This window comes from Nocardioides stalactiti (assembly GCF_014180715.1).
GTDB lineage: Bacteria > Actinomycetota > Actinomycetes > Propionibacteriales > Nocardioidaceae > Nocardioides > Nocardioides stalactiti.
This window is the reverse complement of record NZ_JACEFC010000003.1, coordinates 1-13,555: the sequence shown is the minus strand read 5'-3', so window position 1 is coordinate 13,555 and position 13,555 is coordinate 1. Positions and strand designations below refer to the sequence as shown.

The 13,555-nt window shown below is 70.6% G+C and carries 14 protein-coding genes; 4 read left to right on the top strand and 10 right to left on the bottom strand.

Annotation, left to right across the window (positions count from 1 at the left end; genetic code table 11):
* Window positions 1-85: 85 nt before the first annotated feature.
* Together H0487_RS01040 and H0487_RS01035 are read right to left on the bottom strand one after the other, a co-directional pair.
* Complete coding sequence (locus H0487_RS01040; protein ID WP_183092370.1) at window positions 86-1,171, bottom strand: zinc-binding dehydrogenase; 1,086 nt, start codon at window positions 1,169-1,171, stop codon at window positions 86-88.
* Window positions 1,171-1,725, bottom strand: coding sequence for a 2,4'-dihydroxyacetophenone dioxygenase family protein (locus H0487_RS01035; protein ID WP_183092369.1), 555 nt, complete (start codon window positions 1,723-1,725; stop codon window positions 1,171-1,173). Before H0487_RS01035 ends, H0487_RS01040 begins: the two co-directional genes overlap by 1 nt.
* 170 nt (window positions 1,726-1,895) lie before the next feature.
* Between H0487_RS01035 and H0487_RS01030 the strand changes: the two genes are divergently transcribed.
* Window positions 1,896-2,912 carry an AraC family transcriptional regulator gene (locus H0487_RS01030; RefSeq protein WP_183092368.1) on the top strand — a complete coding sequence of 339 codons (1,017 nt, stop codon included), beginning with the start codon at window positions 1,896-1,898 and terminating at the stop codon, window positions 2,910-2,912.
* 33 nt (window positions 2,913-2,945) lie between these two features.
* Here H0487_RS01030 and H0487_RS01025 read toward each other — a convergent pair whose 3' ends face one another.
* Genes H0487_RS01025 through H0487_RS01015 form a run of 3 tightly spaced genes read right to left on the bottom strand, consistent with a single transcriptional unit; the run spans window position 2,946 to window position 5,355 of the window.
* Window positions 2,946-3,293 (bottom strand): zinc ribbon domain-containing protein YjdM, encoded by a 348-nt coding sequence (locus H0487_RS01025; RefSeq protein ID WP_183092367.1) that lies wholly within the window; start codon window positions 3,291-3,293, stop codon window positions 2,946-2,948.
* Window positions 3,290-5,020, bottom strand: coding sequence for a SulP family inorganic anion transporter (locus H0487_RS01020; RefSeq protein ID WP_183092366.1), 1,731 nt, complete (start codon window positions 5,018-5,020; stop codon window positions 3,290-3,292). Before H0487_RS01020 ends, H0487_RS01025 begins: the two co-directional genes overlap by 4 nt.
* Window positions 5,020-5,355 (bottom strand): ArsR/SmtB family transcription factor, encoded by a 336-nt coding sequence (locus H0487_RS01015; RefSeq protein ID WP_183092365.1) that lies wholly within the window; start codon window positions 5,353-5,355, stop codon window positions 5,020-5,022. Before H0487_RS01015 ends, H0487_RS01020 begins: the two co-directional genes overlap by 1 nt.
* A gap of 384 nt (window positions 5,356-5,739) precedes the next feature.
* Between H0487_RS01015 and H0487_RS01010 the strand changes: the two genes are divergently transcribed.
* Window positions 5,740-6,057, top strand: coding sequence for an SRPBCC family protein (locus H0487_RS01010; protein ID WP_183092364.1), 318 nt, complete (start codon window positions 5,740-5,742; stop codon window positions 6,055-6,057).
* Here H0487_RS01010 and H0487_RS01005 read toward each other — a convergent pair.
* The 3 genes from H0487_RS01005 to H0487_RS00995 all read right to left on the bottom strand — a co-directional run bounded on the left by H0487_RS01005 (window position 6,023) and on the right by H0487_RS00995 (window position 9,279).
* Window positions 6,023-6,364 carry a Rieske (2Fe-2S) protein gene (locus H0487_RS01005; protein WP_183092363.1) on the bottom strand — a complete coding sequence of 114 codons (342 nt, stop codon included), beginning with the start codon at window positions 6,362-6,364 and terminating at the stop codon, window positions 6,023-6,025. The genes H0487_RS01010 and H0487_RS01005 overlap by 35 nt on opposite strands.
* A gap of 349 nt (window positions 6,365-6,713) precedes the next feature.
* The gene (locus H0487_RS01000) at window positions 6,714-7,721 is read right to left on the bottom strand and encodes an alpha/beta hydrolase (RefSeq protein ID WP_183092362.1); all 1,008 of its coding nucleotides are present in this window, start codon (window positions 7,719-7,721) and stop codon (window positions 6,714-6,716) included.
* 76 nt (window positions 7,722-7,797) lie between these two features.
* Window positions 7,798-9,279: a flavin-containing monooxygenase gene (locus H0487_RS00995; protein ID WP_183092361.1), complete on the bottom strand. Its 1,482-nt coding sequence runs from the start codon at window positions 9,277-9,279 to the stop codon at window positions 7,798-7,800.
* 88 nt (window positions 9,280-9,367) lie between these two features.
* Here H0487_RS00995 and H0487_RS00990 point away from each other — a divergent pair, with 88 nt between their 5' ends.
* On the top strand, window positions 9,368-10,384 hold the full coding sequence (locus H0487_RS00990) for an AraC family transcriptional regulator (RefSeq protein ID WP_183092360.1): 1,017 nt from the start codon (window positions 9,368-9,370) through the stop codon (window positions 10,382-10,384).
* Window positions 10,385-10,463: 79 nt separating this feature from the next.
* On the opposite strand, the gene H0487_RS00985 is transcribed toward H0487_RS00990, so the two are convergent.
* On the bottom strand, window positions 10,464-10,943 hold the full coding sequence (locus tag H0487_RS00985) for a hypothetical protein (RefSeq protein WP_183092359.1): 480 nt from the start codon (window positions 10,941-10,943) through the stop codon (window positions 10,464-10,466).
* A 141-nt stretch (window positions 10,944-11,084) separates the two neighbouring features.
* Between H0487_RS00985 and H0487_RS00980 the strand changes: the two genes are divergently transcribed.
* Window positions 11,085-12,803, top strand: a complete 1,719-nt coding sequence (locus H0487_RS00980; protein ID WP_183092358.1) for a sulfatase-like hydrolase/transferase — start codon at window positions 11,085-11,087, stop codon at window positions 12,801-12,803.
* A gap of 72 nt (window positions 12,804-12,875) precedes the next feature.
* On the opposite strand, the gene H0487_RS00975 is transcribed toward H0487_RS00980, so the two are convergent.
* Window positions 12,876-13,555: formylglycine-generating enzyme family protein (locus tag H0487_RS00975; RefSeq protein ID WP_183092357.1), on the bottom strand; the 680-nt coding region annotated here is incomplete at its 5' end.

The following is a 13,555-nucleotide window of genomic DNA, read 5'->3' as shown; positions in this document are numbered from 1 at the left end:
TGGCGGGATCTTGTGGGAGAGATGGTGGGTCTGCCGCCCGCATCCCCCCAGAGACGCGGGCGGCAGTTGCCCAAGAGGGTTCCGTTCAGCCGAGCGAGGGGTCGATGAGCACCTTCGCGTCCGTGGGGTGGTTCCCCAGGCGCGCGAAGGCTTCCGCCACGTCGTCGAGGCCGACGCGTCCGGTGATCAGCGCGGCGGCGTCCAGCTCGCCGGAGGCGAGGTGGGCCACGGTCTCGGCGAACTCCTGTGGCGAGTAGTAGAGGCTGAACCGGATGTCCAGCTCCTTGAGGATGCCGTGCGCAGGTTCGATGGTGTCGGGATCCAGGTTGATCCCGGCCACCGAGATGCGCGAGCCCGCCGGGGCGCCCGCGACCAGCTGCTGCAGCAGCCCAGGCGCGCCAGTGCACTCGAAGCCGACGGTCGGGCGCAACGGCAGCTGGCCGAAGACCGCGGTCGGCGCAGCCATCCGCGCCGGGTCGTCTGTCGCAGCGGCCTGCATCCACGTGTCGTAGGGGGACTCGACCGTGGGGTCGACGGTGACGTCGGCGCCCATCAGCTTCGCGAAGTCGCGACGTTCGGCCGACAGGTCGACCGCGACGATCGGCCCGACGCCCCGCATCTTGAGCACGGCGATGACGGCCAGACCGATCGGGCCGCAGCCAAGCACCAGCGGGACGTCGTCCGCGCCGGTGTCGACCCGGTTGACCGACCGCAGGGCCACCGCGAGGGGCTCGGTGAGAGCGGTGACCTCGGTGGGCAGGTGGTCCGGCACCGGGATCAGCAGCGCCTCGGAGAGCAGCATCCGCTCGGCGTAGGCACCGGGAACCTCGGCCCCGGCGAAGCCGAGCAGCACGGGCTGCTCGCGCAGGAGCATCGGCATCGACACCACGCGGGTGCCTACCGGGATGGCCTGCTGGGTGTCGGGGCCGTAGGAGACCACCCGAGCGACGAACTCGTGCCCGAAGACGATCGGGCTGTCGAGGTCGAGCAGGTCGATCCCCATGAGCGCCTGCGAGGCGCGGTTGAAGCCGTCCGCGTGGTTCGCGCAGCTCTTGTCGGAGCCGCAGATGCCGGCGGCCAGCACCTCGACCAGGACCTCACCGGGGCCGGGGACCGGCTCGGGGACCTCCTGGACGGTGAGGCTGCCGCGCTCGAGAACGACGGCGCGCATCAGGCGTCGGCGGTGAAGTCGGCCGCGCCGCCACCGATGTAGTTGACCTTGCCGTGGCCCTGGGCCTCGCCGAGCACGTTGGTGAGGTGGGCGATCAGGGCAGCGTCCAGGATCGAGTGGAAGGTGCCGTCCGGGTTGAAGTTGATGTTCGCGCCGCAGACGCGGAACCACACGACGGTGTCCTCGGTGTTGTCCTCCGGCACCTTGAAGGTGTGGACGGAGGCGCCGGGCTCGTAGAGGTACGAACCGGCGGTCTGCACCTGCTTCGGGTACTCGACGTAGTGCCAGGAGCCGCTCAGCGTGTACGCGTCGACGGCGCCGGTGTGGTAGTGGAGCGGCAGCTCGACGCCGGGGGCGAAGGTGGCCAGCACGACCCACTCACCGAGCTCGAGGTCGAGTCGCAGCGGCTTGAAGTGCACGCCGGGGCCGAGCGAGTCGACGATCAGCGGCATGTCGTTCGCGTTGACGGTGAGCAGCTCGCCCTGGGGCAGCGCGACGACGGGGAGGGCGGTGCCGTTGCTCGTGGTGGCGGGCACGGGAGTGGTGGTGGACATGGCGGATCCTTCCGGGAGGGCCTGCCGCGGGCAGGTGGTGGTCGGGTGCCCGGAGGGAGCCGGGCCTCGCGCTCTGGCCGGGACCGGCCGTTGGTGCGATGTGTCCAGCGTCACGCGCGCGGCCCGCCTGCGTCTTGACACATCAGGACAACCATTTGACAGTTGAGGACATGGGTGTGATCCGCGCCTCAGGGCTGCACGGCTACGCCGACCTGGTGACCGAGCTCGGCTGCGACCCGGACCCGCTGCTGCGCGGCGCCGGGGTCCGTCCCGGCGACGCCGGCGACCACGAGACGTTCATCAGCTACCGCAGCCTGGTGCTCGCCGTCGAGACGGGGGCGCGGGCGACCGGCGTGCCGGACTTCGGTCGCCGGCTGGCGACGCGCCAGGGCATCGAGATCCTCGGCCCCGTCGGCGTCGCCGCAAGGACGGCGTCGACGATGGGGGAGGCGCTGCAGGTCTTCACGACCTATCTCGCCGCCTACAGCCCCTCGATCGAGGTGTCGCTGACGCCCGACCCGGGGCCCGATCGGGTGTTCTTCGAGTTCCGGGTGGTCGCCACCGACATCCCGGCGCATGTCCACACGACGGAGCTGTCGCTCGGCATCGCCCTCGACATCTTCCGCTTCCTGCGAGGCGACGACTACACGCCGCTCGAGGTGCACCTCGACCACTCGGCTCTGGACGACCTGGACTCCTACCGCGCGTTCTACGGGTGCCCTGCCCGCTTCGACGCGCCCCGCAGCGGATTCGTGATGCGGACCACCGACCTGGCCCGGCCGCTGGCGGGCGACAGCCAGGCCAACCAGGTGCTGCTGCGCTACCTGGAGGTGCTGACCGAGACCAGCGAGCCCGGTGTGGCGCCGCCGGTCAGGCGTCTGGTGCGCCAGCTTCTCCCCACCGGCGCAGTGACGATGGACCTCGTGGCGCGACAGCTGGCGCTGCACCCGAAGACACTCCAGCGTCGGCTCGGCGAGGAAGGGACCACGTTCGGGGCGGTGGTCGAGGAGCAGCGCCGCGATCTCGCGGTGCACTACCTGCGCGACACCGAGCTCGGGCTCACCGCCGTTGCCCGCGAGCTCGGGTACGCCGAGCAGAGCGTGCTCAGCCGCTCCTGCCGGCGGTGGTTCGGGGTGGGGCCCGCCGCTCTTCGCCTGCGGTTGCGCGAGGCGGCCGTCGAGGGGTAGCTCCGCGGCGTGACGGCAGCGGGTCGCTCGCACTCAGCTCTTGCGGACGAACTCCGACTTCAGCTGCATCGCGCCGATCCCATCGATCTTGCAGTCGATGTCGTGTCCGCCGAATCCGTCGGCGAGACGGATGTTCTTGGCCTTGGTGCCGACCTTCACCACCAGCGAGGAACCCTTGACCTTCAGGTCCTTGATCACGGTCACGGTGTCACCGTCGGCGAGGGCGGTGCCGAACGCGTCGGTGATCGGGCGCGCCCCGTCGGCGTCTGCGTCGTCATCGGCCGACCACTCGTGGCCGCACATCGGGCAGACCAGCAGCGCGCCCTGCTCGTAGGTGTAGTTCTCGCGGCACTCCGGACACGGAGCGAGCGGGTGGGTCATGGCAGGTCCTCTTCCTCGTGGGGGTGGGTGGCGGCGGCGTGGGCGATTCGGGACGCGTGCAGGCGGCCGTGGGCGATGGCCGCGGGGGTGTCGTCGAAGAGGTGTCGCTCGTGGGCCAGCCGCCCGTACACGCCCAGCTCCCGCAGCACCCGTGCATGGGTCGGCTGCACCCCGGAGAGCAAGACGGTCACGCCTCGGCCCTCGAGCCGGCTGATGGTGTCCGCCAGGACGTGGGCGCCGGTGGCGTCGATCGTGGTGACGCGTGACATCCGCAGGATGACGACCCGAACGGTGGCGACCTCGGACAGCTCGAGGAGGAAGTCGTGCGCCGCGGCGAAGAACAACGGCCCGTCGATCCGGAAGGCGACGATGTGCTCGTCCAGCAGCGACAGCTCTTCATCGATGTGGTCAGCGTCGTCCAGCGGCACCTCGTCGATCCGTGCGGTCCTCGCGGTCTGCTGCAGCGCGATGAAACCGGCGACGACCAGACCGAGGATGACGGCGGTCACCAGGTCGAAGAGCACCGTGGCGGCGGCCGTGATGATCAGGACGGCGGCGTCGCCGCGCGTCGATCGGACCACGGCGCGCAGGCTGGAGAAGCGGACCATCTGGATCGCCGTCGCCACCAGGACGCCCGCCAGTGCTGCCAGCGGGATCTCGGAGACCCAGCCCGCGGCGACGAGCGCCACCCCGAGGAGGACGAGGGCGTGGCTGAGCGCGGCCAACCGCGAGGTCGCCCCCGCGCGCACGTTGACCGCCGTACGGGCGATCGCCGCGGTCGCGGGCACGCCGCCGAACAGCGGCGCGACAAGGTTCGCGAGCCCCTGGCCGAACAGCTCCCGGTTGGAGTCATGGCGCTGTCCGACGCTCATCGCGTCGGCCACGGTCGCCGACAGCAAGCTCTCCAGCGCGGCGAGTGCCGCAACCGCGATCGCCGGGAGGACGAGTGCGCTCAGGTCGCCCAGGGGGACCGACGGCAGCCGAGGTGCTGGCAGGCCGACCGGGATGTGAGCGATCGTGGCGGCGCCCAGCTGCAGGACCGAGTTTGCGGCGGTGGCCAGGGCCACCGCCAGCAGGCTGCCCGGCACGGACGGCCGGATCCGGGCGACCACCAGGATCGCGACGGTGACGCCGAGGGTCATGCCGACCGGGGTCCACACGGGGCTCTCGACCCATGCGAGGAGGGTGTCGGCCGCCAGCACCATGACGTTCTCACCGCGGACCTCGACTCCGAGCGCGGCCGGGAGCTGCTGAAGCGCGATGATGCCCGCGATCCCCAGGGTGAACCCCTCGACGACCGGAACGGGTACGTAGCGGATGAAGCGTCCCGCGCCACCCAGGGAAAGGCCCACCAGGATGATCCCGGCGAGCACGCCGACGACGAGGACACCCTCGGGGCCGTGGGTTGCGAAGATGGGAACGAGGACCACCGTCATGGCGCCGGTAGGTCCGCTGACCTGCACTCGGCTCCCTCCGAAGATCGCCGCGGTGGCGCCGGCCACGATCGCGGTGATCAACCCCGCGGTCGCGCCCATCCCCGAGCTCGCGCCGAACCCCAGGGCCAGCGGCAGCGCCACCAGGCCGACCATCACGCCGGCGGTGAGGTCGCGGCGCGGCCGCGACTGCGTCCAATCGGTTGTCCGGGGTCGCAGGCTGTGCGCGCGGCGCCCGAGCTGGAGCAGGTCGCCCCGCAACGATCGGGCGTTCTCGCGTTCCCCTCCGGCCATCACCGGGCCGTCTTGGTCGTCGGTGCCAGGTCGTGGTCCTCGTCCACGTGGATCAGTCCGACCAAGATCCTCCGGGCACTGAGGAGCAGGTCGCGGACCTCAGGGGCACTGATCGAGTAGGTGACCTCGCCGCCTTCGCGATGGGCGACGACCAGGGAGGTACGACGGAGGACCGCCAGCTGCTGGGAGAGGTTGCTGGGCTCGATGCTGATGTGCTCGAGCAACTCGTGCACCGCATGGTCCCGCTCCGAGAGCAGCTCGAGGATCCGGATCCGGGCCGGGTGACCGAGCGTCCGGAAGAACTCGGCCTTCGCCTGGTACAGCGGCACGCTCATGAACCACCTCCGATCCGGCCCGCACCGTCGGCGCGACCCTGCTGAGGACTCTACACAAGTTGAAAACTTCTTCAAGTCTTGTGGGAGTCGCCCAACGGATCACCGCCGCGCGGCAGCGGAGCTCGTCGACCGGGCGTGGACCACCCCGGTCGGCTGCTGCGTCCCGGGGTCGCGTGGCGGGTGCGGCTGAAGGGTTGAGGCGGCAGCCGGTCACGGCGCCTGGGACCGCCGGCAACGTGCGGGCGTCGTGCCGAACCATCGCTGCGCGGACCGGGCAACGATGCCTGCTCGGCAGAGCCGAGGATTCGGGCGACCTGCCCGAAGCCGGAGCATCGGCTCGACCTGGCGATGGCGGACCTCGCGGCAACCGGAGACGATGGGAGGGTGAGCGTCGACGTCGAGGTCCAGACCATCATCGACCGGCCGGTCGCGGCCGTGACGGCCTACGCCGCGGATCCCGGCAACGCACCGGAGTGGTACGCCAACATCCGCTCCGTCGACTGGCAGACCCCACCGCCGGTCACGGTGGGCTCGCGGATGGACTTCGTCGCCCAGTTCCTGGGACGTCGGCTGGCCTACACCTACGAAGTCGTGGAGCTCGACCCGTGGACCGTGGTCGATCAGCGGCCCGTGCGACGGACCGACGTCGGCGTGTCCCGGCCGGGACTCAGTCGATCTCGAGGTCAGCGCCGCGCGGCGTGACCTTGCCGACCTTGAGCGGGACGACGCGGGTGAGTCCCTTGAACATCGCGCCCAGGCCGGGGATCTTCGCGAAGACGCCCTGCGGTCCGCGGACCATCCGGCCGGTGGTGACGTCGTACTTGGCCTGGTGCCACGGGCACACGAGGCACCCGTCCGGGTCGATGCTGCCCTCGGCGAGATCGGCGCCCAGGTGGCGGCACTTGCGGCTGACGGCGAAGTAGTCGCCGGCGTTGTTGCCGACGGCCTGACGCTCCACGCCGGTGACGGCTCCCGGCGGCAGGTCGGAGGCGGGGATCGACTTCGACATGGGTTGTTCCTTTCGTCGGCGGATCAGAGGGTGTCCCGGCGCCGGCAGCGGTTGTCGTCGGAAGCCCCTCTCGTCCTTCGCGCGCCAAGGGACAGCATGCCACCTGGATGCGTCGCTCACGCTCGACGTCGGCGGCGGCGGCGATCGAGCAGCGACCTCCGCCCGGGATCGCTCGGTTGCTCGACTCGCACCACGGAACCACGACCGCGGGCGGGTGTCCTCGGGTTCCCCGGCAGGTCGGAGAGTCAGGAGTCGCGTCGTACGGCGTCGGCCACGACGCCCACCGAGACGGTGAACAAGGGGATCCAGATCGGGACGAGCATGAACCCGTAGACCAGGACCAGGTCGATCATCGGGTGACCTCCTTCAGGGGGCCGGGCGGTGTCGGCGTCGCGAAGCGCCTGGATCGTCGAACGGGCCCCTCACCGTGCTGCTTCGCACTGGTGGTGGTGACCGTCCCGCCGAGGTGCTGGCCGAGGAACGTGATCTGGTCCGCGAGCGCCCGCTGCTGCCACGGGCCGTCGTAGACGTCGAAGTGGTCAACGGGGTAGGTCCGGACGTGCGCATGCCGACCGGCCTTGTCGGCCGCCCGGTGCGCCGCGGCGGGCGGCGCCACCGCGTCGTTGTCGCCGATCTGGACGAGGAGCGGGAACCGGACCCGGGACGCGAACCGGATCGGCCGGTTGAAAGCCACCACCAGCGCCGTCCGCGCAGTGACCTGGTTGCGCCAGGTCGGACCAGCCAGGGCCTGGTAGTCCTCGACCGCACCAGGGGCCGTGATCACGGCCGTCGAGCCGGGCAAACCGACGACCGGGAGGTAGTGGGGGCTCCGGCGGGTCACGGCACGCAAGGCATCGCGGACCCCGTTGGTGATCAGGGGCAGCAGTCGCCGCGGGCCGCCGTGGCGGGCGAGAGCCAGCAGCGCGGACAGGCCGTCCATCGCGGGGGTCAGCGACAGCCCGGCGGCGATCCGCCCGTCTCGCACACCGACCGGGACGATGTGGCCTCCGGAGTACGACGTACCCCACAGCGCGATGCGGTCCGGGTCGACGCCGTCGAGTGCGCGGGCAGCCGCGATGGCTGCGCGGTAGTCGGCGCGCTGACGCCGGTACGACACGAGCTGGCGCGGTGCGCCGCCGGAGCCGGCGAAGCCGCGGTAGTCGAAGAGCAGGACGTCGAGACCGGCGGCTGCGAAGCCCTCGGCATACCCGAGGAGCCCGGTGTCGCGGGTGCCGCCGAAGCCGTGCGCCATGACCACGCAGGGCCGGCCGGCATCGGTCAGGAAGGCATCGCCGGCGCCAGGCAGGTGCCAGGCGGCACACGTCGTGCCGCCGCTGAGGAAGGTGGTTTCGATCATGACGTCCTCGGACTTCCGGTGGTCGGCGAGTTGAGCCCCGGACCAGGTACGACGGCGGGCGAGGGTGCGTCGGGCCTCATGCGACGTCCTCGAGCTTCGCGGCGGCGGACCCGAACTGGACGAGGGTGTCGTCGATGGCGTCCTCGACGAGCATCTGGGTGTCCTTGCCGTAGTGCATGAGGACCTTCCACGGGTAGGTCGAACCCTGGCGGGGGAACTTGTCCTTGGCGCGCTGGACATAGCCGGACTGGAGGTTGTCGACCATGCCGATGTCCAGGGCGGAGTCAGCGCTGTCGCGGGGCGTGGCGACGGCGTACCCGTGGTCGTCCATGTGCTGCAGGAGCCGCATCAGGTAGGTCGCGGCCAGGTCGGACTTCAGGGTCCAGGGCGCGTTGGTGTAGCCGAAGATCCAGGCCAGGTTGGGGATGTCCTCGACCAGCACGGCCTTGTAGGTCATCTGGTCGTGGAGCTCACGTGCCTCGCCATCGACCGACAGCTTCAGGCCGCCGAGCATCTGGACATCGAGGCCGGTGGCCGTGACGATGATGTCGGCCTCCAGCTCCTCCCCGGACTGGAGCAGGATGCCCTTCTCGGTGAAGGTCTCGATGTGGTCGGTGACCATCGAGGCATCGCCGGACCTGAGCGCCTTGAACAGGTCGCCGTCGGGGACGGCGCACAAGCGCTCGTCCCACGGCATGTACGTCGGCGTGAAGTGGCTCATGTCGATGTCGGGGCCGACCTGCCGGGCGACCTGGGAGAGCAGGTAGCGCCGCATCGCCTTCGGCCAGCGCTTGCAGGCCAGGTACAGGCCGCGCTGGAGGGCGACGTTGCGCCGCCGGGCGAACTCGAAGACGACCTGGGTGGGGAGGAACCGCCCGAGGACCCTGGAGATCTTGTCGACGGCAGGCACCGAGAAGACGTAGGACGGCGAACGCTGCAGCATGGTGACGTGCTCGGCCGTGCCAGCCATCGTGGGCACCAGGGTGACGGCGGTGGCACCGCTGCCGATCACCACGACCTTCTTGCCGGCGTAGTCGAGGTCCTCGGGCCAGTGCTGCGGGTGCACCACCTGGCCACCGAACCGCTCCGAACCAGGGAAGGCCGGCGTGAAGCCCTTGTCGTAGTTGTAGTAGCCGGTGCAGCTGATCAGGAAGCCGCATGTGTAGGTGCGCTGCTCGCCGGTCGCCTCGACCACTGCGGTGACGGTCCACCGAGCGTCGGAGCTCGACCAGTCCGCGCCGACGATCTTGAGGCCGTAGTGGATCTTCTGGTCGACGCCGTACTCCTGCGCGGTGTCGGCGATGTAGTTGCGGATCGACGGGCCGTCGGCAAGGACCTTGAGCTCGTGCCACGGGCGGAACTTGTAGCCGAAGGTGAACATGTCGGAGTCCGAGCGGATGCCCGGGTACGTGAAGAGGTCCCAGGTGCCACCGAGCCGCTCGCGCCGCTCGAGGATGGCGATGGTCTTGTCGGGGAACTCCGCGGTGAGCTGGCAGGCGGTGCCGACGCCCGAGAGGCCGGCGCCGATGACGAGGACGTCGAAGTGGGTGGTGGTCATGAGACGAGACTGCGCGCCCGGCGCTCCCTGCGTATTGACAGGGTGCGACATACTTTTGTCATTTCCCGACAGTTGAGGGAGTGGGCGCGTGCCGACCCTGATCCGTGCCAGCAACCTGTGGGGTTTCGGCACGCTGGTGCGCGAGCTCGGGGGTGATCCGGCGCGACTGCAGTCGCGCTTCGGCATCGCGCCGGCGGCCGAGCAGGAGGAGGACGCATTCGTCGCCTTCGAGCCGTTCGTGCGGATGCTGGAAGCCAGCGCCGAGGAGCTGGACTGCCCTGACTTCGGGCTCCGCCTCTCGCAGTGGCAGGGACTGGACATCCTCGGCCCGATCGCGGTCATCGCCAGGAACGCCCAGACGCTCCAGGACGGCCTGGGATCGGTCGCCCGCTACCTCTACGTCCACTCGCCGGCACTGACCCTGGCGGTCGAACCGCAGGGGCGAGGAAGGGACCTCAAGTTCACCTACGAGGTGACCGAGCTGAGCCTCGACGTGCTCCGTCAGGGCTATGAGCTGAGCATGGCCAACGGCGTCCAGATCACCCGGCTCCTAGGTGGTCCGGATGCGCGACCCAGCGCGATCTCGTTCCTGCACGAGCAGATGGGCTCGGACGCGGCGTATGCCGAGGTGCTGGGGTGCGAGGTGCGTTTCGGGCAGGCCTGGTGCGGGTTCGAGCTGCCCTTGGGACTGGCGGAACGCGCTATCGACCGCGCCGACCCGCAGACGCGGCGGATCGCCACCAAGTACCTCGAGGCGAACTTCCTCCCGCACACCACGACGTTGACCGAGCGGGTGGCCGAGCTCGCCCGCCGGCTGCTGCCGACGGGGCACTGCACCGCGGACGCCATCGCCGATCAGCTGAACCTGCATCCGCGGACCTTGCAGCGTCGTCTGCTCGAGGAGGGCATCCGGTGCCAGGACGTGATCGACCGGGAGCGCCGCCACCAGGCCGGGAGGTACCTCGCCGAGCCCGGCCTGGGGCTCAGCCAGATCGCGGGGTTGCTCGGGTACGCCGAGCAGAGCACCTTCAACCGGTCCTGCCGCCGATGGTTCGGAAAGACACCGCGGCAGGTGCGCGCAGGGTTGGACGCGGGCGTCTCCTGATGTCCACCCTCCGAGCGCCTGTCGCCGGAGGACAAGGGGCTGGCGTCCGACGGCTGCTGACGTCGCGCTCTGACTCGGGTCAGGGGGCGCTGGTGACCGGGTTGAGGATGCAGTCGACGGCGTCGCCGAGGTCCTCGCAGTTGTCGGCGGCGGGCGGCGGGTCGCTGGGGTCGGGGGAGGGCTGGTCCGGCGGGTCGCCCTGGCCGGGGCCCTCGGGCTCGTCGGGACCGTCGGGGGAGTCGGGGCTCGACGGTGTGCTCGGGGCCGGTTCGGCGGCAGGGTCGTCGGACGGGCTGTCGACCTGGTCGGCGACCTCGGCGCCCTCGACCGGGTCGCGAGTGGTGTCGTCGGAGGGCCGGTCGGCCTCGGCGCGCTCGTCAGCCCGCTTCGTACGACGGTCGCGGTCGCCCTTGTCGGGCCGGTCGGGCGCGTCGCGCCGGACGACCGGTGTCTGCTCGGGCTCGTCGTCGCCGCGCTCGACGAGGCTGGACGCCCAGGCGCCCACGACGATCAGGACGACGGCGAGCGCGCCGATCCGGATCAGCCAGGTCTTCCACATGTGAGAGCTCCGATGAGGTTCCTGGAGGGGAGGACAGCATCGTACGGGTCGCGAAGCAGCGTGGAAGGGAAGTGATACAAACGTATGTCTAGTTATTTACACTAGATTCCTGCGGGAACCTCCACTCCCGAAAGGACCACCATGCCTTCTCGAAGACTGGTCAGTGCCATCGCCGTCCCGGCGGTCCTGACCTTCGCCAGCGCCTTCCCGACGTTGGCCGCCTCCGAGTCCGCCACGGCGGCCAAGCCGCAGGACGCCCCGACGCCGAACCTGATCTTCGTCATGGCCGATGACCTCGGCTGGGCCGACCTGAGCTCCGACCTCGCGAACGGCGGACACGGCAACGACTTCAACGAGACGCCGGTCATCGACGGCCTCGCCGCAGACGGCCAGGTCTTCACCGAGGCCTATGCCTCGGTCCAGTGCTCGCCCACCCGCACGGCGCTGCACACGGGTCAGTACGCCGTACGGTCCACCAACAACGTCTACGCCGTCGGCGCGATCACCGGCAACGCGTCGGCTCCGCTGCGCGGCGTCACGCAGGGCCGGCTCGCTGAGGACGGCCGGACGGCGATCCCGGTCGGCTACCAGGCGCTCGGCGAGACCCTCCAGGACGCGGGCTACACGACGGGTTACACCGGCAAGTTCCACGTCACGGGATCGATCGACGAGATCACGCAGGCCCACGGGTTCGACGAGAACTGGGGCGGCAGCTCCAACTCCCACGCGACCTACTACTTCGCGACCAACAACCAATTCAACGACTCGGTGGCCCCCTCGCTCGACCAGTTCGGTGCCGACTACACCCAGGCGTACGTCGACGCGAACATCGCGCCCTACAGCCAGGGGGTGAGCGAGGCCCAGCTCGACGCGCTCGTCGGCACCGACAAGCACGTCACCGACGCGCAGACCGACGCCACGCTCGACTTCATCGACCGCAGCAAGGACGAGCCGTTCTTCGCTTTCGTCAGCGAGTTCGCGCCGCACTTCCCGGTCAACGACGCCCAGGCGCGGCCCGACCTGCTGGCGAAGTACAAGGCGAAGGCCCCGGGCGCCGACCCGGCCAAGCCGTCGTACGCGGCGCTCACCGAGGGCGTGGACCAGTCGGTGGCGCGGATCGTCGACTACCTCGAGACGACGCCCGACCCGCGCAACGACGGGCGACCCCTGTCCGAGAACACGGTGCTCATCTTCACCTCCGACAACGGGGGCGAGGAGGACCCGATCAACTCCGGCGCCTGGAACGGCCCGCTCCGGGCCGACAAGGGCCAGCTCTACGAGGGCGGCATCCGGGTCCCGTGGATCGTGTGGAGCGCCAACCCCGACCTGGTGCGCGGCGGTGGGCGCGTGAACGACAGCCTCGTCAACAGCACCGACCTCTACCCGACGCTCGCGTCGTACGCCGGGGCCACGCTCCCGGCCGGCGTTCCGTTCGACGGCGTCGACCTGAGGCCGGCGTTCAGCAAGGGCACCCACGTCGAGCGGACCCACTTCCACCACCTGCCCGGCTACGTCGGCGTGCAGGGGCCGGGTTCGATCATCCGCGACGGACGCTGGAAGCTGTACTACAAGTACGCCGACCAGACCTTCGAGCTGTACGACCTGCGCACCGACGTCGGCGAGACCGAGAACCTGGCGGCCGCCAAGCCGGGCCTGGTGCGCAGCCTCGGCGGCAAGCTGATCGCGTGGCTCGACGAGACCGATGCCCCGCTCGCGACGGTGCGGGCGGGGCGGCCGGCGCTGGTGCTGGAGGACGTCTCCGGGCTCACCTACGCGAACGACGAGGTCACCCGTCGCGACGGCGAGACGCTGACGATCGCGCCGGGCGAGGAAGTGCCGTTCGTCCTGCCGGCGAACTGATCGGAGTCGACGCGAGACTGATCGCACCCGGGGCCCGGACGCACCAGCGTCCGGGCCCCGTCGTGCTCGGGGCTACTCCGCGTCGTCGTTGGCGCAGCGGAACCCGATGTTGCCGGCTGAGGACTCCGCGGTGTTCGACGAGCGCGCCGCGACCCGGTAGCGGTTGCAGTAGCTGTCGTGGCACAGGTAGGACCCACCGCGCATGACCCGACGGACGGCGGCGTCGTCGACGCCGCTCGGCTCGCTGGCCCGCGGGTCCGGGATCACACCGCCCCCGTCGGCTGACCGGTCGGCGTACTCCGTGGCGCGGAAGGCGTCCTGGCACCACTCCCACACGTTGCCGACCGTGTTGTGCAGGCCGTAGCCGTTGGGCGCGAACGCACCGACCGGCGCGGTGGTGAGGTAGCCGTCGTCGAGGGTGTTGGTCGCCGGGAACGAGCCCTGCCAGATGTTGCAGCGCCACCGGCCGCGCGAGGTGAGCTCGTCGCCCCACGGGTAGCGGGCTCGGTCGAGACCGCCGCGGGCGGCGTGCTCCCACTCGGCCTCGGTGGGCAGGCGCTTGCCGGCCCAGCGGCAGTAGGCCCGGGCGTCGCGCCACGACACGTGCACGACCGGGTGGTTCTGGAGGTCGGTGATGCTGGACCGTGGACCAGCCGGGTGGCGCCAGTCCGCGCCGCGCACCGACAGCCACCACGGGGTCCCGGTCGCGCGACCGACGACGTCGGCCGGCGCTGCGTCGACGGCGGGGTGGG

Excerpts from the sequence above, each read along its gene's own strand:
- H0487_RS01035 (WP_183092369.1), bottom strand. The coding sequence starts at position 1,725 with ATGTCCACCACCACTCCCGTGCCCGCCACCACGAGCAACGGCACCGCC.
- H0487_RS01015 (WP_183092365.1), bottom strand. The coding sequence starts at position 5,355 with ATGAGCGTGCCGCTGTACCAGGCGAAGGCCGAGTTCTTCCGGACGCTC.
- H0487_RS00980 (WP_183092358.1), top strand. The coding sequence starts at position 11,085 with ATGCCTTCTCGAAGACTGGTCAGTGCCATCGCCGTCCCGGCGGTCCTG.
- H0487_RS01000 (WP_183092362.1), bottom strand. The coding sequence starts at position 7,721 with ATGATCGAAACCACCTTCCTCAGCGGCGGCACGACGTGTGCCGCCTGG.
- H0487_RS01020 (WP_183092366.1), bottom strand. The coding sequence starts at position 5,020 with ATGGCCGGAGGGGAACGCGAGAACGCCCGATCGTTGCGGGGCGACCTG.
- H0487_RS00995 (WP_183092361.1), bottom strand. The coding sequence starts at position 9,279 with ATGACCACCACCCACTTCGACGTCCTCGTCATCGGCGCCGGCCTCTCG.
- H0487_RS01025 (WP_183092367.1), bottom strand. The coding sequence starts at position 3,293 with ATGACCCACCCGCTCGCTCCGTGTCCGGAGTGCCGCGAGAACTACACC.
- H0487_RS00985 (WP_183092359.1), bottom strand. The coding sequence starts at position 10,943 with ATGTGGAAGACCTGGCTGATCCGGATCGGCGCGCTCGCCGTCGTCCTG.
- H0487_RS01005 (WP_183092363.1), bottom strand. The coding sequence starts at position 6,364 with ATGTCGAAGTCGATCCCCGCCTCCGACCTGCCGCCGGGAGCCGTCACC.
- H0487_RS01030 (WP_183092368.1), top strand. The coding sequence starts at position 1,896 with ATGGGTGTGATCCGCGCCTCAGGGCTGCACGGCTACGCCGACCTGGTG.
- H0487_RS01040 (WP_183092370.1), bottom strand. The coding sequence starts at position 1,171 with ATGCGCGCCGTCGTTCTCGAGCGCGGCAGCCTCACCGTCCAGGAGGTC.